Origin of the sequence: Embleya sp. NPDC050493, assembly GCF_044458105.1 — a bacterium.
GTDB lineage: Bacteria > Actinomycetota > Actinomycetes > Streptomycetales > Streptomycetaceae > Embleya.
In genome coordinates this window covers 695,155-715,147 of sequence record NZ_JBITHP010000003.1, presented here as the reverse complement: position 1 = coordinate 715,147, position 19,993 = coordinate 695,155, and the positions used below count along the sequence as shown (strand labels likewise).

Sequence of the window (19,993 nt, the reverse complement as noted above, 5' to 3'; positions counted from 1 at the left end):
GATGGCCTCGCCCCGCCCGCTCGACGCCGCCACGGTGCGTGCCGCCGCGGCCGCGCCGACGCGCCGCGACGGGGTGGAGACCCTGGTCGCCTTCGCCCGCACGGTCCGGGCCGCCGGCGTCGCGGCCGACCCCGGGCGGGTGCAGGTCTTCCTGGCCGCCGCGGCCGAGCTGGGCGCCGACGGGCGGGCGGGCACGTACTGGGCGGGCCGGCTCGCGCTGTGCTCGGGCCCGCAGGAACTGGCCCGCTACGACGCCGCGTTCACCGCGTACTTCGGCTGCGAACAACCGCCGCCGGGCCGCCGCAGGCCCGCGGTGGACATCGAGCGCGCGGTCGGCCTGCCGGGCACCGAGCAGGCCCCGGAGTCCGGCGCATCCGAGCATGAACCCCGGGTCGCCGCGGCCGACCGCACCGAGGTCCTGCGCCGGCGCGACATCGCCGCGCTGGATCCGGCCGGGCGCGCCGAACTGCGCCGCCTGCTCGCGCTGCTGCGCCCGGCCGCGCCGATGCGCCGCACCCGGCGTCGACGGCCGGCCCGACACGGCCGGATCGACCGCACCCGCACGGTGCGCGCGGCGCTGCGAACCGGCGAGGTGGACCGGCTGCGGCACACCGAGCGGGTCGTGCGGCCGCGCCGGCTGGTGCTGCTGCTCGACGTCAGCGGCTCGATGGCACCGTACGCGGACGCGCTGCTGCGGCTGGGCCATGCCGCGGTTCGTCGGCGCCGCGGTACCGAGGTGTTCACCATCGGTACCCGGCTGACCCGGATCAGCCGCGAGCTGGGCCACACCGACCCGGATCGGGCGCTGGCCGCCGCGTCCGCCGTGGTGCCCGACTTCAGCGGGGGCACCCGGCTCGGCGATCAGCTGCACGCGTTCCTGGCGGGCTGGGGTCGGCGCGGTGTGGCCCGCGGCGCGGTGGTGGTGATCGCCTCCGACGGGTGGGAGCGCGGCGACCCGGACCGGCTCGCGGTGGGCATGGCCCGGCTGCATCGGCTCGCCCATCGGGTGATCTGGGTCAATCCGCACCGGGCCCGGGAGGGGTATCAACCCCTTGCGGGCGGTATGGCCGCGGCTCTGCCGTACGTTGACGACTTTGTCGCCGGGCACAGCCTGGCGGCGCTGGAGGAATTGTGTGCACTGCTGGTCGACGAGCGACGGACCGGGTGAACGACGATGCGTGAACTGCTCGACCGACTGGAGACGTGGTATCGGGACGGGCGCACCTTCGCGCTGGCCACGGTGGTGTCCACGCTGCGCAGCGCCCCGCGCGACGCGGGCGCGGTGATGGCGGTGTCCGCCGACGGTGTGGCGCTGGGCAGCGTGTCGGGCGGGTGCGTCGAGGGCGCGGTGTACGAGCTGGCACTGGAGGTCATCGCGCAGGGCCGGCCGCGCACCGCGGCCTACGGCATCAGCGACGACGACGCGCTGATGGTGGGTCTGACCTGCGGCGGCACGCTGGAGGTGTACGTCGAGCCGGTCGACCCGGCGCGATATCCGGAGTTTCCCGAGCTGATCGCCGCGCTGCGCGAGGGTCGATCGCTCGCGGTCGCCACCGTGGTCGCCACGCCCGACGCGGATCGGCTCGGCACCCGGGTGGTGGTCGGCGCGGACCGGGAGGCCGCCGGCGACGAGGAGAGCGGCCCGGTCGTGCTCGCGCTGCGCGAGCTGCTCGCGGCCGACCGGACCACGCTGGTCCGCGCCGACGGCGAGGCGCTGGTCCCGGTCGAGGCGCTGGGCGTGCGGCAGGACGAGATCGTCTTCGTGCGCTCGTACGTGCCGCGTCCGCGCCTGCTGGTGTTCGGCTCCAACGACTACGCGGTGGCGATGGCCCGGATGGGCGCGTTGGCCGGATTCCGGGTGACCGTGTGCGACGCGCGCCCGGTGTTCGCGACGGCGGAGCGTTTTCCGGACGTCGACGAGCTGGTGGTGGACTGGCCCGACCGCTATCTCGCGGGCACCCGGGTGGACGGGCGTACGGCGGTGTGCGTGCTCACCCACGATCCCAAGTTCGACGTGCCGGTGCTGGTCCGGGCACTGCGGCTGCCGGTCGCCTACGTCGGCGCGATGGGCAGTCGACGTGCGCACGCGGACCGGCTGGTCCGGCTGCGCGAGGCGGGCGTGACCGAGGCCGAGCTGACACTGCTGCACTCCCCGATCGGCCTGGACCTGGGTGCGCGCACACCGCAGGAGACCGCGATCGCGGTACTGGCCGAGATCATCCAGGCCCGGCACGGCGGCTCCGCGCGCCCGCTGTCGCTCACCGACGGCCGCATCCACCGCTGAACCCACGCGGCGCGGCACCGCAGACCGGGCGGCCGGGCCGGGCACTACACGGCCGAGGAACACCACCCGGGCACCACGTGGGCGAGCACCACACGGCCGAGCAGCGCAGGCCGGCACCCACCCGACCGGGCAGGCCGGGCACCGCAGGACCGAGCACCGCACGCCGGGCACCACACGACCGAGCACCTCGGGTCCACCACTGGGCCCCTCGGCGGCAAACCGTTTCCGGCGGCGGTGCGCGCATACTCGCGGTCGAGTTCCTCGACCATCGAGGTGCGCACGATGCGGGTCAGGGAAGCGCCCGAACACCACACCAAGCGGAAGCGCCACGCACGAAGGAGCCCGCCGCGCGAATCGCGTGGCGGGCTCCTTCCGTCGTATGCCTCAGCCGATCGGCGGGGCCGCCTCGGCCAGTGCCTCGATCGCGGCGACGAAGCAGTCCGCCGGCGGGGTGACCAGGCCCGCGCCGACCTGGCCGGTACCCGCGACCTTGCCGGCGATGCCGGTGTTGATCTGCGGCAGGATGCCGGTCCGGACCACCTTGGTCACGTCGATCCCGGTCGGTGTGCCGCGGAAGTCCAGCACCGGGATCTGGTAGGCCGGGTTCTCCGCGAGGGTGATCTCGTACATCCGCCGGGTCGCGGCCAGCGCGTCGTCCACCTCGCCGCCGATGAACCGCACGATCGCCGGCGCCGCGGCCATCGCGAAGCCGCCGATGCCGGCGGTCTCGGTGATCGCCGAGTCGCCGATGTCCGGGTTGGCGTCGTCCGGGCCGTAGGCGCCCAGGTACAGGCCGTCCGGAACCTCGGCGGGGCCGGTGTACCAGCGGTCGCCGGTGCCGGAGACCTGGATGCCGAAGTCGGTGCCGTTGCGGGCCATCGCCACCACGAGCGAGGAGCCGGGCACGTCGCGGCCGGCGTCCATCGCCAGCTTGCAGGCGGGCATGTCCAGGTTCAGGAAGAAGTGGTCGTTGCCGCCGACGAAGCGGGCGGCCTCGGCGATGTCCGAGGTCGGCGCGCCGCTGTCGATCATGTTCGGCAGCAGTTCGCGCAGCAGCATCAGGGTCCCCGCGCGGTTGCGGTTGTGGCCCTCGTCGCCCATCTGCAACATCTGCGCGATGATCGCCCGGATGTCGATCGGCTCGCCCGCACGCACCGCGGTGCGCAGCAGCGGGCCCAGCACCGCCGACATCCAGCGCAGCCGGTCGATCACCTCGGTCCCGTACGCGCCGTAGCGCAGCACCTTGCCCAGGCCCTCGTTGAGCGAGCACCACGCGCGGGTGCCGTGGGTGGTGTCCTCCAGCTCGAACATCCACATCGACGGGCTGACCACACCCGCCATCGGCCCCACCGCGTGGTGGTGATGGCACGAGTCCAGCTCGGCGTGGCCCTCGGCGAGGAACTTCTCCGCCGCCTCGGGCGAGTCGGCCAGGCCCTCGAAGAGCACCGCGCCGATCAGCGCGCCGCGCATCGGACCCGACGCGCGGGCCCAGTCGATCGGCGGTCCGGCGTGCCGGAACTGGCCGGCCGTCAGGCCCAGTGCCTCGCTCGCGGGCTTGACGTCCACCAGGTGCGGCGTGGACGCCAGGACCCGCTCGATCGCGACCTTGTTGGCCGCCTCGCGGCGCGCGTCGGCGAGCACCGTGGCCAGCGCGTCGGCGGTGCCGGGCAGCGGCGGGCGCCAGTCGACGGCGGTCACCGGTACGGCCTGGGCGGCCAGCGCGTCGGCGAGCAGTTCGGCGCCGACGGTCACCACCGACGGGTCGCGGGTCAGCAGCGCGCTGCCTCGGGGGTTGGGAGCACTCACGCGTCGAGCCCTTCTACGATCGCCACGGCGCGCCGGGCGGCCTCGGCATTGGACAGGTGGACCTCGGCGCCGGCGGCGGTCAGCGTGCGGGCCTGGGCCTCCAGGTCCTGCGGGTCCAGGTCGGTGCCGCACAGCGAGATCAGTACGGTGGGCGCGTTCGGGCCGGCCGCGCGCAGCACCTCGGCCAGGTCGGCGGCCGGGTCGGGGTGTGCGCCGTGGCCGAGCACGACGTCCAGGAGCACGACGGCGCAGGCCGGATCGGCCAGTTCCTCGGCGAGTCGCTCCAGCCGCAGGCTCGGGTCGATCATCGGGTGCGGTCGGCCCGCGGTCAGCCCGTCGTCGCCGAAGTCGATCATCAGGTGTCCGGCGGTGTGCAGGTCCGCGGGCAGCGCCCAGTCGGCCCGCAGCGGGATGTTGGACGCGATCGGCCCGAGCCGGTCGGCGGCGATGATCATCGCCTCGTCGCACAGCGTGCCGCCGCAGAACAGCCCGCGCAGCGCGCCGGTTCGGGTGGGGGCCGCGTGCTCGGGTCGCCAGACCCGGTCCTGGACGCCGGCGTGGCCGATCGCGGCCAGTGCCTTGGTCGCGGCGGCGGTCAGGTCGTCGCGGCCCTGACCGAGGAAGGCCAGTTGCACCGGGGTGGTCAGCGTCGCGGCGTAGCGCTCGACCTCGGCCGCGACCGAGTCGGCGGGCGGCTTGGAGACCACCACGATCAGTTCGGTGGCCGGGTCCGCGTCCAGCATCGCCAGCGCCTGGCGGGTCGAGCGGGCGCCGACCGCCTCGCTCAGGTCGCGTCCGCCCACGCCCAGGCAGTGGCTGACGCCGCTGCCGGCCGCGTGCAGCAGGCACATCAGTTCCTGCGAGCCGGTGCCGGAGGCGGCCACGATGCCGATCGGGCCCGGGCGCACCGAGTTGGCGAAGCCGAGGCCGACGCCGCCGACCAGCGCGGTGCCGCAGTCGGGGCCCATCACCAGGAGTCCGCGTTCGCGGCCGACGTCCTTGAGTCGGATCTCCTGCTCGACGGGCACGTTGTCGCTGAAGATCAGCACGTCCAGGTCGGCTTCGAGGGCGTCCATCGCCTCGGCGAACGCGTGTGGCCCGGGCACCGAGATCAGCGCCAGGCTCGCGCCGGGCACGGCGCCCGCGGCGGTGCGGATCGTGCGCGGCGGGACACCGGCGGCGGAGCCGATCCCGGTGCCGCCGCCGGTGGACGACACGAGGGCCTCTTCGAGCACCTCGCGGGCGCGCCGCAGCGCGTCCTCGTCGTCGGCCCGGATCGCCACGATCAGGTCGTTGGGTCCGGCGCCGTCGGGGGTGTCGAAGCCCATGCCCGCCAAGAGGCCGACGTTGAGTTCCGTCGCCATGGCGACGAGCGCCTTGGTCACCCCGTCCACCGCGGATACCGATCGGCTCACCTGCATCAGGCTGACCGAGTCTCGGTATGTTCCGCGGCGCAGCTCAAGCGCGCTGCTCACGGGCGCTCCTTCCTTCGGGGTACGGGAGTTCGGTTCCGTCGCCGAGCCCGAACGGGGCTGCGGCCACGGCTGGTACGGCGCCTGCGTCGGCCGCCTCGGCCCCGGCCAGGACGCCGTGGGCGAGGTCCGCGCCGGAGGTGTGTCCCACCGTCAGCAGGTGGTGCAGGCGAGGAAGTACGTCGGTGCCGCGGCCGACCGCGCCGATCAGGTCGACCAGTTGTGCGCAGCCGTCGCCGCGGGCGGCGTGGCCGAGCAGGGCGGCGGACAGGTCGGTGGTGCGGCCGGGGGCGTGCGCCGCGACGCGCGCCCCGAGGGCGTCCGCGTGCCGGGCGCCGGTGGGTTCGGGGTCCAGCAGGCGCCGCGCGAGCAGGAAGCCGCACAGCGCGTCGTCGCCGCTGGGGGTCAGGCCCGGGCCCAGGCCGACCAGGCGCAGCGCGGCGGCGCCGGCCCGCTCGGGGTCGGTAGCCGCGTACCGGCCCAGGTCGGCCAGGTCGGTTCGGGCCCGGTCGGACAGGCCGGTGCGCCCCGGCGCCAGTGCGGCGCGCAGCGCGGCGCGGCCGGCCCGGCGGGTGTCGGGATCGCCCGGTGCGGGCGGGCGCGGCGGGGTCCACCAGCGGACCGCGGTCACGCCCAGCGCCCCCAGGCACACCCCTCCGTCGCCGATTCGGGCGTCGGTGCGGCCGGCCAGTGCGGGGAAGGGGGAGGCCGCGGTGCGGGCGGCGAGGACGAGGGCGTTGGGCAGCCGGACCGCGTCGTGGGTGCACAGCGCGAGAACGGTGCCGTCCGGATCGGCCAGGTAGATCGCGGCCGGGAAGACGCCGAGCACCCGGGCGGGCCGCGCCGGCCGCTCCAGTGCGGCGCGGATGCGCACCGACGCCGAGCCCGGCACAGCCGTCGGCGTCGCCGTCGGCAAGGGATCGCCGTGTTCTCCGGGGTCTACCACGATGGTGCCTCCCGGGAACGGTGCGGAATCGAAGCGGCGGAATCGAAGCGGTGCGGAACCGAGGCGATACGGAACGAAGCGGTGCGCGCCGATGGTGAACGCGGTGTGGTCGAGGCCCCCGGGTCGGGTGAGCGGCGGTGCGGCCGCTCTTCCGAAACGACTTGAATCGGACCGGCTCTATGTCTGTTGTGAACTTAATCCAATGGCTATGGTCCTCGAATGGAGCAAGTTGCCAACCTTGACGCACTTAATTCGCGTAATTTGCCAAGCCCTGGCGGGAGCCCCGGGGGCGTGCGAACCGCGAGTACGGGCACGCTCGTTCGCGGCGTGTCGGTCCGCGACGTGCTGAGCCTCTCCAGTCTGTCCGGCGCCCGGCTGATGGCCGGCGAGCGCGGATTGGACCGCGTCGTGCAGCGGCTCAACGTGATGGAGGTCCCGGACATCCTGCCCTGGACCAAGCCGCACGAACTCCTGCTGACCACCGGCTATCCGCTGCGCGAGACCCCGCAGTCGTTGTGCGACCTGGTCACCGAGCTGGAATCGCGCCGACTCGCCGCGGTGGGCATCAAGTTGGGCCGCTACCTGGACGAGTTGCCCGCCGACATGCTGGACGCCGCCGACCGGGTGGGCCTGCCGATCATCCGGCTGCCCGACGACGTCGCCTTCGACGACATCCTCAACCAGGTGCTCACCGACATCCTCAACCGGCAGGCCGCGGTGCTGGCCCGCTCCGAGGAGGCGCACCGCGCGCTGGTGAGCGTGGTACTCGCGGGCGGCGGCCTGGAGGCGATCACCGACGAGCTCAGCCGGCTGCTCGGCGGCACCGTCATGGTCACCACGCCCGACGGCCGGCTGCTGGCCTCCTCCGCCTCGGAGACCGTCGCGGGCAAGGCGTCCGGGCGCGGCGTCTTCGACGCCACCGGCCGGTTCCGGGTCGAGCGCTTCAAGCACGGTGCGCGGGCCCTGGAGGAACCGGCCGCCGGGGTGGCCCTGGTGCCGATCCTGGCCGGCGCCCTCGACCACGGCCGGGTCGTACTGATCTCCGCCGGACGCACGCTCGACGAGAGCGACATCCAGGTGTTGGAACGCGCCGCCGCCACCGCGGCGCTGGTGATCACCAAGGAACTCGCGGTCGCCGCGGTGGAGAGCAAGTACCAGGGCGACTTCATGCGCGACCTGTTGGCCGGCCGGGCCGGCGACCCGGCGCACACCGTTCGGCACTGCGCGTCGCTGGGCTGGGCGATCGACCGTCCGTTGACCGTGGTGGTCGCGCAGCTCGAACCCGGCGAGGGCCCCGACCCGGAGAGCGACGACCTGCGGCCCGCACACGAACGCTTCGCCACGGCGTGGGGCATCGTCGTGCGCGAACGCGATCCGCGTGCGGCCGTGGTCGGTTACAGCCAGGAGGTCGTGGTGGTGATGGGGGCCTCCGAGCGCACCCCGCCCGGCGAACTGGTCCGGCACATGGTCGCCCAGGTCTCCGGCGACGGCGGCGGCGGACGCCGCTCGTTCTCCACCGGTGTCAGCCGTGTGGTGACCGACCCGGCACTGCTGCCCGAGGCCTACGAACAGGCCCGCCGCGCGGCCAAGGTCGGCCGGCAGATGCACGGCCCGGGCGGCATCGCCGACTTCGACAGCCTGGGCGTGTACCGCCTGCTCAGCCTGGTCCCCGACTCCGCCGAACTGACCAGTTTCATGCGCGAGACGCTCGGGGAACTCGCGAGTCGCGAGGACGAGGAGACCACCGATCTGCGCACCACCCTGGAGGTGCTGCTCGACACCAATCTCAACGTGGCCGAGACGGCCCGCATCCTGCATTTCCACTACAACACGCTGCGCTACCGGATCGGCAAACTGGAACGGCTGCTCGGCGCCTTCACCACTGATTCGCATCTGCGGCTCAACATCATGCTGGCGCTCCAGGTGCGCCGCATGCGCGGGCTGTAGCGTAACGCGCACGTACGGAGAGACCCGTGGTCGTTCATCCATACGCGGACACACGAAGGCAACAAACCTTGGGTGAATTCCACAACACCGCCTGGCCGGCTCTGTCAGCTATCACCCAAGCCGCAGTGTCCGACCCGTCCATAACCTTCCCCCAACCTCGTGGCGAGAACGGCGAACATCACCGGATCGCGCTCACCGTGCCGGGTCGTGCGACAGCGAATCGTCCTCGCACCCCCCTACGCCTGGAAGGCGGCTGAACATGGCACTCGGCTTGGGATGGAAGCTCTACGGGGACGGCAGTACCCCACCTCCGGGTGAGGTCGTACGCCCCGACGAACGGCTCTCGTGGGGTCGGACCATCGGTCTGGGCGCACAGCACATCGTCGCGATGTTCGGCGCGACATTCGTATTCCCGGTGGTCATGGGTCTGGACCCGAACCTGGCGATCATGATGTCGGGTCTGGCCACGGTGGTCTTCCTGCTCATCGTGCAGGGCAAGATCCCCAGCTACCTGGGCACCAGCGCCGCGTTCGTCGGCGCGGTCGCCACCATCCGCGCCTCCGGCGGATCCAGCGCGACGGTGACCGGATCGATCCTGATCGCCGGCGCCGTGCTCGCGCTCGCCGGTGTGCTGATCCATCTGCTCGGCGCCGAACTCGTCAACAAGGCGCTGCCGCCGGTGGTCACCGGCGCCGTGGTGCTGTTGATCGGCTTCAACCTGGCGCCCGTGGTCGCCGAGGTGTACTGGCCGCAGGACCAGTGGATCGCCATCCTGACGATGACCGCCGTGATCGCGATGACCGTGCTGTTGCGCGGCTTCTGGTCCCGAATCGCGATCTTCCTCGGCCTGGTCTTCGGCTACGCGATGTCGTGGCTGTTCGACAAGGGCTTCGGGCAGATCACCTCGGTCCAGCCCGGTCAGCACGACGGCAAGGAATTCGCGCACGACCGGGTCGACTTCTCCGGCGTCACCTCCGCCGACTGGTTCGGGCTGCCCTCCACGCACGCCCCGGACTTCAAGACCTCGGCGATCCTGGTCGCGCTGCCCGCCGTGATCGCGCTGATCGCGGAGAACGCCGGCCACGTCAAGGCCGTCTCCGAGATGACCGGCGCCGACCTGGACGGCAGCCTGGGCAAGGCGATCACCGCGGACGGCCTGGGCACCATGATGGCCAGCGCGGTCGGCGGCTCGCCCACCACCACCTACGCCGAGAACATCGGCGTCATGGCCGCCACCCGGGTCTACTCCACCGCCGCCTACTACGTGGCCGCCGTCGTCGCCGTGCTGTTCGGCCTGTGTCCCAAGTTCGGCGCACTGATCGCGGCCACCCCCGGCGGCGTGCTCGGCGGGATCACCGTCGTGCTCTACGGCATGATCGGCCTGCTCGGCGCCAAGATCTGGATCGAGAACAGGGTCGACTTCGCCAACCCGATCAACCTGGTCCCGGTCGCGGCCGGCGTCGTGATCGGCATCGGCGGCGTCGCGATCAAGTTCAACGACGACTTCACCATCGAGGGCATCGCGCTGGGCACGATAGTCACCCTGGTGATCTACCACGTCCTGCACGCCCTGGCCCCCGCGCACATGCGCGACCCGAAGTCCCCCGCCGACGTCGAACTCGAGGGCGGCACCGCGCTGTCCCTGGGCACCGTGGAGGAACACCGGCCCGCGGATCGGTCGTCGGCCGGCTCCACCGCCGCTCCGCCGACGAAGACGTCGCCGCCGAGCTGACGGCCGACCCACCCGACGCGCACCACCGCACGCGAACATCAGGAGGAGACGACACCGTGAAGCCGCCGGCATTCCGATATCACGCACCGACCGATCTCGCCGAGGCCCTCGACGCACTCGACGCGGTCGGCCACGACGGAAAGGTCCTCGCCGGCGGCCAGAGTCTGATCCCGATGCTCAACATGAGACTCGCGGCCCCGGCCCACCTGGTCGACATCAACGGGCTCGCCGAACTCTCCTACGTCCGCACCGACCCCGGCGGCGTCGCGGTGGGCGCGCTCGCCCGGCACGCCGAGGTCGAGGCGGACGAGGCCGCACACGCGGTCGTGCCCCTGCTGCGCCAGGGCCTGCGCCTGGTCGCCCACCCGGTGATCCGCAACCGCGGCACCACGGTGGGCAGCCTCGCGCACGCCGACCCCTCCGGCGAGATGACCGCCGTACTCGCCCTGCTCGGCGGTTCGATGACGCTGGCCCGCAAGGGCGCGACCCGCACCGTCGCCGCCGAGGACTTCTTCCTCGGCCCGCTGGAGTCGTGCATCGAGGCCGGTGAACTGGCCGTGGCCGCCCATTTCCCGCGCCTGCCCGGCCGCACCGGCACCGAGTTCGTGGAAATCGCCCGCCGGCACGGCGACTACGCGATGTGCGGCGTGGCGGCGGCGGTCACCGTCGACGACGATCTGCGGATCGTCTCGGCCCGCGCCGCCTACCTCTCGCTCTCCCCCGTCCCGCTCGTGCTCGACCTGACCGACGCGCTGATCGGCCGCACCGCGGACACCGCCGACTGGACCGACGCCGCGACGCTCGCGTCCTCCAGCCTGGAGCCCGAACCGGACATTCACGCCACCGCCGAGTACCGCGCCCAGCTGGCCGGCGTACTCACCGTCCGCGCCCTGCGCACCGCCACCGAACGCGCTGCGTCGACCGACCCGAACCCCACCGCGCCGAGCAGCACCGGCACCGACGAGCGGAGCGCCCGATGACCGAGACGCAGATCCCCACCGAGCAACGCCTCGACATCCGGCTGAGCGTGAACGGCGTCCTGCGCACCGCCACCGTCACCCCGCGCCGCCTGCTCTCCGACTGCCTGCGCCACGATCTGGGGCTGACCGGCACGCATGTGGGCTGCGAGCACGGCGTGTGCGGCGCGTGCACGATCCGGGTCGACGGCAAGCCGATGCGCGGCTGCCTGATGTTCGCCGTCAGCGCGCAGGGCCACGAGATCACCACGGTCGAGGGACTGGCCGACGCCGACGGCACCATGCATCCCGTGCAGCAGGCCTTCCGCGAGTGCCACGGCCTCCAGTGCGGATTCTGCACACCCGGCTTCCTGACCGTGGTCTCCGCGTTCCTGGAGGAGAACCCGACGCCCACCGAGGAGGAGGCCCGCGAGGCCATCTCCGGCAACCTGTGTCGTTGTACCGGATACCAGAACATCGTGAAGTCGGTGCTGCGCGCCGCCGAGATCACCAACGAACGCCGGGCCGAGCAGTCCGACACGCGGACCGACGTGCCGGCCGGCGAGCAGGCCGAAGGGGACGCCCGATGACCACCAAGATGTTCGGCGCACCCGTACAACGCACCGAGGACCTGCGCCTGCTGGTCGGCAACGGCCGCTACCTCGACGACCTGGGCGAGGGCGCCTACGAGGCCGCGTTCGTACGCAGCCCGCACGCCCGGGCCCGGGTCACCGGGATCGACGTCACCGGCGCACTCGACGTCGACGGCCTGGTCGCGATCTACACCTACGAGGACCTGTCCGGCCGGGTCGCCGAACCGCTCCCGCTGCTCATCCCGCACCCCGCGCTCACCCACGGCCGCACCGCCTACCCGCTGGCCAAGGAGTTCGTCAACCACGTCGGCGAGGCCGTCGTGATGGTCGTCGCCCGGGACCGCTACCTGGCCGAGGACGCCTGCGAGCGGATCACCGTCGAGTACGAACCGCTGCCGCCGGTGGTCGGCATCGAGAACGCGTACCGCGCCGACCGCCTCGTCCACGACGACGTCCCCGGCAACTGCGCCGCGCACCTGGTCCAGGAGGTCGGCGACGCGCCCGCGGCGATCGCCGCCGCGCCGAACCGGCTGGAGCTGAAGCTCGACATCGAGCGCAGCGCGTGCATGCCGATGGAGGGCCGCGGTGTCTACGCCCGCTGGGACGCGGCCGACGCGAGCCTGCGCGTGTACACCTCCACGCAGACCTCCACCGGTGTGCGCGCGGCCGTCGCCGCCAAGCTGGACCTGCCGCTGGACCGGGTCGAGTGCGTGACCCCCGACGTCGGCGGCGGCTTCGGCGTCAAGATCGTGCACCCGTGGCCCGAGGAGATCCTGATCCCGTGGGCGGCCCGGCTGCTCGACCACGAGGTCAAGTGGACCGAGGACCGCCGCGAGCACTTCATCTCCGCCGCCCACGAGCGCGGCCAGTTGCAGACCGTGCGGGTCGGCTTCGACGACGACGGCCGACTGCTGGGCCTGGACGTGGAGATCCTGCACGACAACGGCGCGTACACGCCGTACGGGATCATCGTCCCGATCATCACCTCCACCCAGTTGCTCGGCCCGTACAAGCCCGGCGCCTACCGGGTGGACTTCCGCAGCCTCTACACCAACACGGTGATAGTCACTCCCTACCGCGGCGCCGGCCGCCCGCAGGGCGTGTTCGCGATGGAGCGCGCGATGGACGCGATCGCCGACCATCTGGGCAAGGACCGCACCGAGGTGCGCGCCGTCAACTTCATCAGGCCCGAGGAAATGCCGTACGACCACGGCCTGCTCTTCCAGGACGGCCGCCCGCTGATCTACGACTCGGGCGACTTCCCCGCCTCGCTGGAGGCGCTCAAGAAGCTGGTCGGCTGGGACGAGTTCGAGGCCTACCGGGCACAGGCACGCGCCGAGGGCCGCCGGGTCGGCATCGGCGTCGCGTGCTACGTCGAGGGCACCGGCGTGGGCCCGTACGAGGGCGGCCACGTCCAGATCGAGACCACCGGCAAGGTCAACGTCGCCACCGGCCTGACCAGCCAGGGCCAGGGCCATCAGACGGTGTTCGCGCAGATCGTCGCCGACGAATTGGGCGTACCGCTCGAAGACGTCACGGTGACCACCGGCGACACCCGCCGATTCCCGTACGCCGTCGGCACGTTCGCCTCACGGGCGGCAGTGATGAGCGGCAACGCCATCGCCTTGGCCGCACGCAACGTCAAGGCCAAGGCGCTGCGGATCGCCGGCGAGGCGCTGGAGGCCGACCCGCGCGACCTGGAGATCGTCGACGGTCACGTGCGGGTCAAGGGCAGCCCCGGCTCCTCGGTCGCGCTCGGCACGGTCGCGGTGTTGTCCAACCCGCTGCGCTACGCCTTCGACGAGGCCTCCCAGGCGGCCACCCAACTCACCGGCGCCGCCGACTTCTCCAAGCCGCCGGTCGCCGAGGACGACGAACCCGGCCTGGAGGGCCGCGACTACTACTCGCCGCCGACCGCCACCTTCGCCAACGGGATGCACGCGGTGATCGTGGAGACCGATCCCGACACCGCCGAGATCCGCATCCTGCGCTACTGCGTCGTGCACGACTGCGGACACCTGATCAACCCGATGATCGTCGAGGGCCAGGTGCACGGCGGCGTCGCCCAGGGCGTCGGTGGCGCGCTGTACGAGCGCATGGAGTACGACGAGCACGGCCAGTTGGTCAACGCCTCGTTCATGGACTTCCTGATGCCGTACGCCAGCGAGATTCCCAGGATCGAGATCGACCACCTGGAGACCCCCTCCCCGCTCAACCCGCTCGGCATCAAGGGCGCCGGCGAGGCGGGCGTGATCCCCGCCGCGGCCGTGTTCGCCTCCGCGATCGAGGACGCCGAGGGCTTCCCGATCGTGCGGATGCCGATCCAGCCGTCCGAACTCTTCCACCTGCGCAAGCGGTTCGCCGCCGGCGAGATCCCGGCGCTGCGCCGGGGCGCCGACCATGCCGCCGGCACCCACCGTTAAGGAGCACGTCGCACCATGAAGGTCCAAGGAAACGCCATCCTGAACGCGCCGGCCGACAAGGTCTGGGCGGCGCTGAACGACCCGGCCGTACTGACCCGCACCATCCCCGGCTGCGAGAAGCTGGAGGAAACCGGCCCGGACGCGTATCGGATGACGGTGACGATGGGTGTCGCCTCGATCAAGGGCACCTACCTGGGCAACGTGCAGCTCACCGACCAGGTCCCGCCGGGCTCGTTCATGCTCAAGGCGTCCGGCTCGGGCGGCCCGGGCACGGTCAGCGCCGAGGTCAAGGTGACCCTGGCGGACATCGACGGCGGCCGGACCCGGCTGGAGTACGACGCCGAGGCCGTGGTGGGCGGGGTCATCGGCGGGGTCGGACAGCGCATGCTGACGGGTGTCGCCAAGAAGACGGCGGGTGAGTTCTTCAAGTCGGTCGACAAGATCCTGACCGGGCAGACGCCGCTGACGCCGGTGCCCGCGGCGGTCAACGGAACTCCCGTGCCGGCGACGGCCGATGGCGCCGCGGTCGCGGGTGCCGCGCCGGCCGCCGCCGGGTATGCGGCCCCGGCCTCCTCGCTCGGCGACGACTTCGCGAAGGGCGCCCTGTTCGGCGCGGCGGTGGCGCTGCTCGGCGCGATCGTCGGCGGCGTGATCGCCCGGCGTCGCTGACCGTCGGTCGTCGAACAGCCGGCCGTTGGTCGCTGTCGCCGATGCGGGTTTCGGTGCGGGTTTCGGTGCCGGTCGTTGATCGACGGTCGTTGGTCGTCGATCGTTTCGGAAAGGAGTAGCCATGCGTGCGTTCACGGCGGCGGCCGTTCAGGTCGTGCCCCGGCCCGGACCGCTCACGGCGGCGGTGGTCGAGGCGAACATCGCCCATGCGCTGGACTGGGTGAGCCGCTGCGTCGAGTCCACCGGTGCCGAGTTGGTGGTGCTGCCGGAAAGCGTGACCACCGGCTTCACCCCGGCGCTGAGCGCCGAGGAGTTGTGGGACCTGGTCGACGATGTCCCCGGCGCGCTCACCGAGCCGTTCCAGGCGCGGGCCCGGGAGTTGGGCGTGCACCTGGTGTGGGGCACGTACGAGCGCGGTGACGACCGGGGCGTGGTGTACAACTCGTCCGTGCTGGCCGGGCCGGACGGCCGGGTCCTGGGCGTCTACCGCAAGACCCACCCGTTCGGGCCCGAACTGCGCTCGCGCGGCGGGTGGGTGACGCCGGGCGAGTACGTCAGCGTGGTGGAGACCGACCTCGGTCGGATCGGCATGATCATCTGCTTCGACGGCGACTACCCGGAGCTGAGCCGGATCCAGGCGGTGCACGGCGCGGAGGTCATCTGCCGCCCGTCGGCCCTGCTGCGCTCCGCCGACCTGTGGGAACTCACCTGCCGGGCAAGGGCGTACGACAACCACGTCTACGTGATCGGCGCCAACGCCACCGGCAGCGACCCGGCCGGAGTGCTGTACTTCGGCAACTCGATGATCGTCACCCCGGGCGCCGAGGTCGTCGCCCGCGGCTCGTCGCACGAGGGCTGGGTCTCGGCCCGTCTGGACCCGGAGCGCGCGTTGGCATCGCTGACCCCGGGTTCCAACGTCCCCCAGGTCTTCGATCACCTGGCGGACCGCAACCTGGACCTGATCGCGAACTACGCGGACGACCTGGTCCGCCCGGCGAAGACCACCTTCCCGCACGGCTGACCGCCTTCCCGCGCGGTCGCCCGGCGAAGACCGGGCGGCCGGTCGGCGTCGACTCCACGCTCGTCGGCGACCACCGGCACGCCGCCGCGGGCGCCGGCGAAACGCACGTCTCCCGGCCCGTCTTCGCCCCCCGCCGTGCACCGCGACGCGGGGGGTCGAAGACGGGCTTCGGCGTTTTCCGGGCCGGGCGTTGCGCTGCCGGGTTCAGTTGTCGGAGGGGAACAGCGCGTCCTGGGCGGCCTGTTGGGCGGCGAAGAGGGCGCCTTGGAGGACCGCCGAGCCGCCGAGGGTGGTCGCCCGGACGACGGTGTCGACCGGGGAGAGTTCGGCGACCTCGGCCTGGACCCGCTCGGCGAGGTCGTCACCGCCGGCGTGGCCGAGTTCGCCGGCGAGGACGACGAAGCCCGGGTCGAGCACCGCGGTGACGGCGCAGACGCCGAGGGCGAGGCGTGCGGCGAACTCGTCCAGGAAGGCGGAGCCCGCGGGCCCGGCGGCCCGGGCGGCACGGACGATGGTGGCGCCGAGCGGCTCGACCGCCGCGTCGTGCGGGGTGTCGCCGGCCGGGACGAGGTGGCCGAGCCCGTGCCGTTCGGCGAGTTCGCACACGGCGGGTTTGCCGACGAGGGAGTGGAAGCCCCCGTCGCAGCCGTCGCGCGAGGGCAGGTTCCTGGTGCCGGGGACCGGCAGGAAACCGAGCTCGCCCGCGCCTCCGGATGCGCCGCGGCGCAGTTTTCCGTCCAGGACGACGGCGGCGCCGATGCCGTTGGCGAGCCACATGAGCACGAACGTCTCGTGGTCGCGGGCGACGCCGAGGCGGCGTTCGGCGAGGGCGGCGAGGTTGGTCTCGTTCTCCACCCGGACGATGGTGTGCAGGCGGTCCTGAAGGGCGCCGGCGAGGCTGCGGTGCCAGGTGGGGAGGCTCGGTACCTGGCGCAGTTCGCCGGTGGTGGGGTCGATCAGGCCGGGCGCGCCGATGCCGATGCTGTGCAGGCGGGTGGCGCCGGCGTCGCGTGCGGCGCGTTCGACGAGGGCGATGGTCCGGTCGACGGCCGCCTGTATGCCGTCGCCGGCGTCGACGGGTGCGGCGGCGTCGCCGAGGCGGGTGCCCAGGAGGTCGGCGATCACGACGCTCACGGTCTCGCTGCGGACGTCGAGCGCGGCCAGGTGCGCCATGTCGGCGACGATCCCGTACAGCCGTGCGTTGGGGCCGCGCCGGCCGGTCGCGGACTCGCCGACGTCGTGGATGAGTCCCGAGCTCTGTAGTCGCTCGACGAGGTCGGCCACGGTCGGGCGGGACAGTCCGGTGAGCGTCTTGAGCTGCCCCGCCGTCAGCGGGCCCTGCTGCTGGAGAAGCCGGAGGGCGAGCCGGTCGTTGTGGGCCCGGGCGGTGCTGGGGGAGGCAGGGGGCATGGGGTCGATCTTCGCAGATATTTCTTTCAGGCAGGGTTCCTGATAGTTTATTGTCAGGTAGCAGGTCAGAGAATGCCGGGAAACTCGGGGGTATTTCATGTCTTTTGACGCGATTCAGGCGGCCGGGATCGTCGGCGCCATCCAGGCGGTCCGCTGTGGTCGGGGGCGGGAGATGGGCATCGGCGGTGCCACCGGCGTCGCCGCCGTCACCCCGAGGCCCGGCATCGCGGATGCCTTCGGTCCGCCCGGTCGGGCGGGCCGGCGGAGGCGGCGGCCGCGCGGCGGTGGCGGGACCTACGTATGGCGGGCCACCGAGCCTGCCGCCGCGAACGCCCGCGACGTGGACGGCGTCCGCGGTACGAAGGAGCGGCGGTGACGGACGGCGGGGCGGTCGGGGCGGTCCCTGCGGCGGCCTCGGCTTCCCCACCCGGGGGTGGCCCCGCCGACGCCCGCACGGAGCGGGCGCACGTCGTCCGCGGGCGCCGGGCCATCGCGGCGGTGTTCGCCGTGCACGGCGCGGTGACCGGCAGCTTCGCCACCCGTGTGCCGTGGATCCAGGACCACGCGGGCGTCGGCCCGGGGCAGTTGGGCGTCGCGCTGGCGTTCCCGGCGATCGGCGCGTCGCTCGCGATGCCGCTCGCCGCGGCGATCAACCACCGGCTCGGCGCACGCCTCGCGCTGCGCATCCTGCTGTCGCTGTGGACCCTCGCGCTCGTGCTGCCGTCGCTCGCACCGAACCTGGTCGTGCTGTGCGTGACGCTGTTCGTGTTCGGCGCGTCGGCCGGGTTGCCGGACGTCGCGATGAACGCGCTCGGCGTGGAGACCGAGAACCGGCTGGGCCGGTCGATCATGTCCGGCCTGCACGGCATGTGGAGCGTGGGCGTGCTGTTCGGCTCCGCCGTCGGCACGCTCGCCGCACAGCTGGACCTCGACGCGCGGCTCCACCACCCGGCTGCCGCCGTGGTGTTGCTGCTGCTCGGTCTGGCGGCCACGCGCGGCGTGCTGGACGTACCGCCGGACCCGGACGAGGAAGCCCCGCCGCACTTCGCACTGCCGCCGAAGTCGGCGTTGCTGATCGGGTTCGTCGGCTTCTGCGCGGTGTTCGGGGAGGGCGCGAGCCTGGACTGGTCGGCGGTCTACCTGAAGGACGAGTTCGACACCTCGGCGGGCCTGGCGGCCGCGACCACCACGGCCTTCGCGCTGGCGATGGCGGTGGGGCGGTTCGCGGGCGACCCGGTCGTGGACCGGTTCGGCCCGGTCCGCACGGTGCGCGCCGGGGGCGTACTGGCCACGGCGGGCGGCCTGTTGGTGGTCACCGCGCCGGCCCCGGCGTTCGCGATGGCAGGGTTCGGCCTGCTCGGCCTGGGCGTCGCGGTCGTCGTCCCGCTGGCCTTCGCGGCGGCGGCGCGCAGCGGCCCCAATCCGAGCCAGGCCATCGCGGGCGTCGCGACCGTCACCTACACCTCGGGCCTGATCGCCCCGTCGCTGATCGGCGGGTTGGCACACGCGACGTCGCTGGTGGTCTCGTTCGGCGTGGTGACGGCGCTGTCGTTCGCCCTGATCGCGAGCGCGAACGTGCTGCGGGTGAGGGCGAAGAGCCGGTAGTGCTTCGTCGGGGGTGCCGCTCCCCCGTCGATCCGCTACCGGAAAGCACCCGACCGGCACCGGGCACCCGCACCGGCGCCCGGGGTCCGGCGTCCGGGACAGCCGCAGCGCCGGTGCACGGCCACGCCCGGGCGAGCGGCTCGACCTGCCGAACCGTACGGCGCCGTTCGACGCCCGGCCGGGCAGGTCCGAACGGACGGACCACCGAAGGCCCGGTTCGGCACGCGCCGGTGCGGCGACCGTCGGCCCTGATTCCGGTTCCGGTTGTGGCTCCGGCCCCGGCTCCGGTCACCTGCCGAATCGCCGTTCGCGGCTCGCGTACGAGCGCAGTGCGCGCAGGAAGTCCACGTGCCGAAACGCCGGCCAGTAGCAGTCCACCCAGTGCATCTCGGCATACGCGGACTGCCAGAGCAGGAAGCCGGACAACCGCTGCTCGCCGGAGGTTCGGATGATGAAGTCGGTGTGGGCGGCGGTCGGCGAGTACAGATGCCGGGAGATGTCCTCGATCTCGAACCGCGCGACCAGTTCGGCCGGGTCGCCGCCGGCCGCCATGTGCGCCTCGAAGGCACTCTTGACCGCGTCGACGATCTCCCGCCGGCCGCCGTAGCCGACCGCGACGTCCACCTTGAGCCCACCGCGCCCGACCGTCGCGGCGGTGGCCTCCTTGAGCACCCGGGCGCCGGCGCCGGGCAACATGTCGAGCGAGCCGATCACCTGGACCTCCCAGGGCCGGCCCTCGGCCGTGATGTCCCGGACGGTCTCCTCGATGATCTCGATCAGCGGACCGAGTTCTTCCGCGGGGCGGCCGAGGTTGTCGTCGGAGAGCATGAAGAGGGTCACCCGCTCGATCCCCGCGGCCGCGCACCAGCCCAGGAACTCGGTCGCCTTGGCGCCACCCGCCCGGTACCCCTCCCGGACGTCCGCGTGTCCCGCCTGCCGGGCCCAGCGCCGGTTGCCGTCGAGCATGATCCCGACGTGCTGTGGGCGCGGCAGCCCCACCAGAGTGGTGGCCAGTCGACGCTCGTACACCGCTTCGATCGGCCGCCGGAGGAACAGCGGGAGCAGCTTCATGAACCCTCTCCATCGCGTGGCGAAACCCTCGGCGGACCATACCAGGGAGTTCGTCCCC

General features: G+C 72.8%; 16 protein-coding genes. 11 read left to right on the top strand and 5 right to left on the bottom strand.

Features of this window, described 5'->3' with window-relative positions; translation table 11 throughout:
- The first annotated feature begins 1 nt into the window (after position 1).
- Together ACIBM5_RS09800 and ACIBM5_RS09795 are read left to right on the top strand one after the other, a co-directional pair.
- The gene (locus ACIBM5_RS09800) at positions 2–1,168 is read left to right on the top strand and encodes a VWA domain-containing protein (protein WP_396006301.1); all 1,167 of its coding nucleotides are present in this window, start codon (positions 2–4) and stop codon (positions 1,166–1,168) included.
- A 6-nt stretch (positions 1,169–1,174) separates the two neighbouring features.
- Entirely contained in the window at positions 1,175–2,284 is a 1,110-nt protein-coding gene (locus ACIBM5_RS09795) for an XdhC family protein (RefSeq protein WP_396006300.1), read from the top strand.
- Between the two features lie 384 nt (positions 2,285–2,668).
- On the opposite strand, the gene ACIBM5_RS09790 is transcribed toward ACIBM5_RS09795, so the two are convergent.
- From ACIBM5_RS09790 to ACIBM5_RS09780, 3 genes are read right to left on the bottom strand one after another with little or no spacing between them, the layout of a single operon-like run.
- The gene (locus ACIBM5_RS09790; protein WP_391583852.1) at positions 2,669–4,090 is read right to left on the bottom strand and encodes a DUF1116 domain-containing protein; all 1,422 of its coding nucleotides are present in this window, start codon (positions 4,088–4,090) and stop codon (positions 2,669–2,671) included.
- Positions 4,087–5,511: an FdrA family protein gene (locus ACIBM5_RS09785; RefSeq protein ID WP_396006299.1), complete on the bottom strand. Its 1,425-nt coding sequence runs from the start codon at positions 5,509–5,511 to the stop codon at positions 4,087–4,089. Before ACIBM5_RS09785 ends, ACIBM5_RS09790 begins: the two co-directional genes overlap by 4 nt.
- A 37-nt stretch (positions 5,512–5,548) precedes the next feature.
- The gene (locus ACIBM5_RS09780; protein ID WP_396006297.1) at positions 5,549–6,508 is read right to left on the bottom strand and encodes a DUF2877 domain-containing protein; all 960 of its coding nucleotides are present in this window, start codon (positions 6,506–6,508) and stop codon (positions 5,549–5,551) included.
- A gap of 291 nt (positions 6,509–6,799) precedes the next feature.
- Here ACIBM5_RS09780 and ACIBM5_RS09775 point away from each other — a divergent pair, with 291 nt between their 5' ends.
- From ACIBM5_RS09775 to ACIBM5_RS09745, 7 genes are all read left to right on the top strand, one after another.
- Positions 6,800–8,455, top strand: coding sequence for a PucR family transcriptional regulator (locus ACIBM5_RS09775; protein ID WP_391583855.1), 1,656 nt, complete (start codon positions 6,800–6,802; stop codon positions 8,453–8,455).
- Between the two features lie 259 nt (positions 8,456–8,714).
- Positions 8,715–10,187: a uracil-xanthine permease family protein gene (locus tag ACIBM5_RS09770; RefSeq protein WP_396006296.1), complete on the top strand. Its 1,473-nt coding sequence runs from the start codon at positions 8,715–8,717 to the stop codon at positions 10,185–10,187.
- A gap of 56 nt (positions 10,188–10,243) precedes the next feature.
- Positions 10,244–11,167 (top strand): FAD binding domain-containing protein, encoded by a 924-nt coding sequence (locus ACIBM5_RS09765; protein WP_396006295.1) that lies wholly within the window; start codon positions 10,244–10,246, stop codon positions 11,165–11,167.
- Complete coding sequence (locus ACIBM5_RS09760) at positions 11,164–11,733, top strand: (2Fe-2S)-binding protein (protein WP_396006293.1); 570 nt, start codon at positions 11,164–11,166, stop codon at positions 11,731–11,733. Before ACIBM5_RS09765 ends, ACIBM5_RS09760 begins: the two co-directional genes overlap by 4 nt.
- Positions 11,730–14,159 carry an aerobic carbon-monoxide dehydrogenase large subunit gene (gene cutA, locus ACIBM5_RS09755; protein ID WP_396006292.1) on the top strand — a complete coding sequence of 810 codons (2,430 nt, stop codon included), beginning with the start codon at positions 11,730–11,732 and terminating at the stop codon, positions 14,157–14,159. Before ACIBM5_RS09760 ends, cutA begins: the two co-directional genes overlap by 4 nt.
- A 15-nt stretch (positions 14,160–14,174) precedes the next feature.
- A complete protein-coding gene (locus ACIBM5_RS09750) occupies positions 14,175–14,828 on the top strand; it encodes a carbon monoxide dehydrogenase subunit G (protein WP_396006291.1) in 654 nt (217 codons plus the stop codon).
- Positions 14,829–14,949: 121 nt separating this feature from the next.
- The gene (locus ACIBM5_RS09745) at positions 14,950–15,849 is read left to right on the top strand and encodes a carbon-nitrogen hydrolase family protein (RefSeq protein WP_396006290.1); all 900 of its coding nucleotides are present in this window, start codon (positions 14,950–14,952) and stop codon (positions 15,847–15,849) included.
- A 204-nt stretch (positions 15,850–16,053) separates the two neighbouring features.
- On the opposite strand, the gene ACIBM5_RS09740 is transcribed toward ACIBM5_RS09745, so the two are convergent.
- Entirely contained in the window at positions 16,054–17,259 is a 1,206-nt protein-coding gene (locus tag ACIBM5_RS09740) for an ROK family transcriptional regulator (RefSeq protein ID WP_396006289.1), read from the bottom strand.
- Positions 17,260–17,356: 97 nt separating this feature from the next.
- Here ACIBM5_RS09740 and ACIBM5_RS09735 point away from each other — a divergent pair, with 97 nt between their 5' ends.
- Positions 17,357–17,635: a hypothetical protein gene (locus tag ACIBM5_RS09735; protein WP_396006288.1), complete on the top strand. Its 279-nt coding sequence runs from the start codon at positions 17,357–17,359 to the stop codon at positions 17,633–17,635.
- Positions 17,632–18,864 (top strand): MFS transporter, encoded by a 1,233-nt coding sequence (locus tag ACIBM5_RS09730; protein ID WP_396006287.1) that lies wholly within the window; start codon positions 17,632–17,634, stop codon positions 18,862–18,864. Before ACIBM5_RS09735 ends, ACIBM5_RS09730 begins: the two co-directional genes overlap by 4 nt.
- 288 nt (positions 18,865–19,152) lie before the next feature.
- Here ACIBM5_RS09730 and ACIBM5_RS09725 read toward each other — a convergent pair whose 3' ends face one another.
- Positions 19,153–19,935: an isoprenyl transferase gene (locus ACIBM5_RS09725; protein ID WP_396006286.1), complete on the bottom strand. Its 783-nt coding sequence runs from the start codon at positions 19,933–19,935 to the stop codon at positions 19,153–19,155.
- Positions 19,936–19,993: the final 58 nt, after the last annotated feature.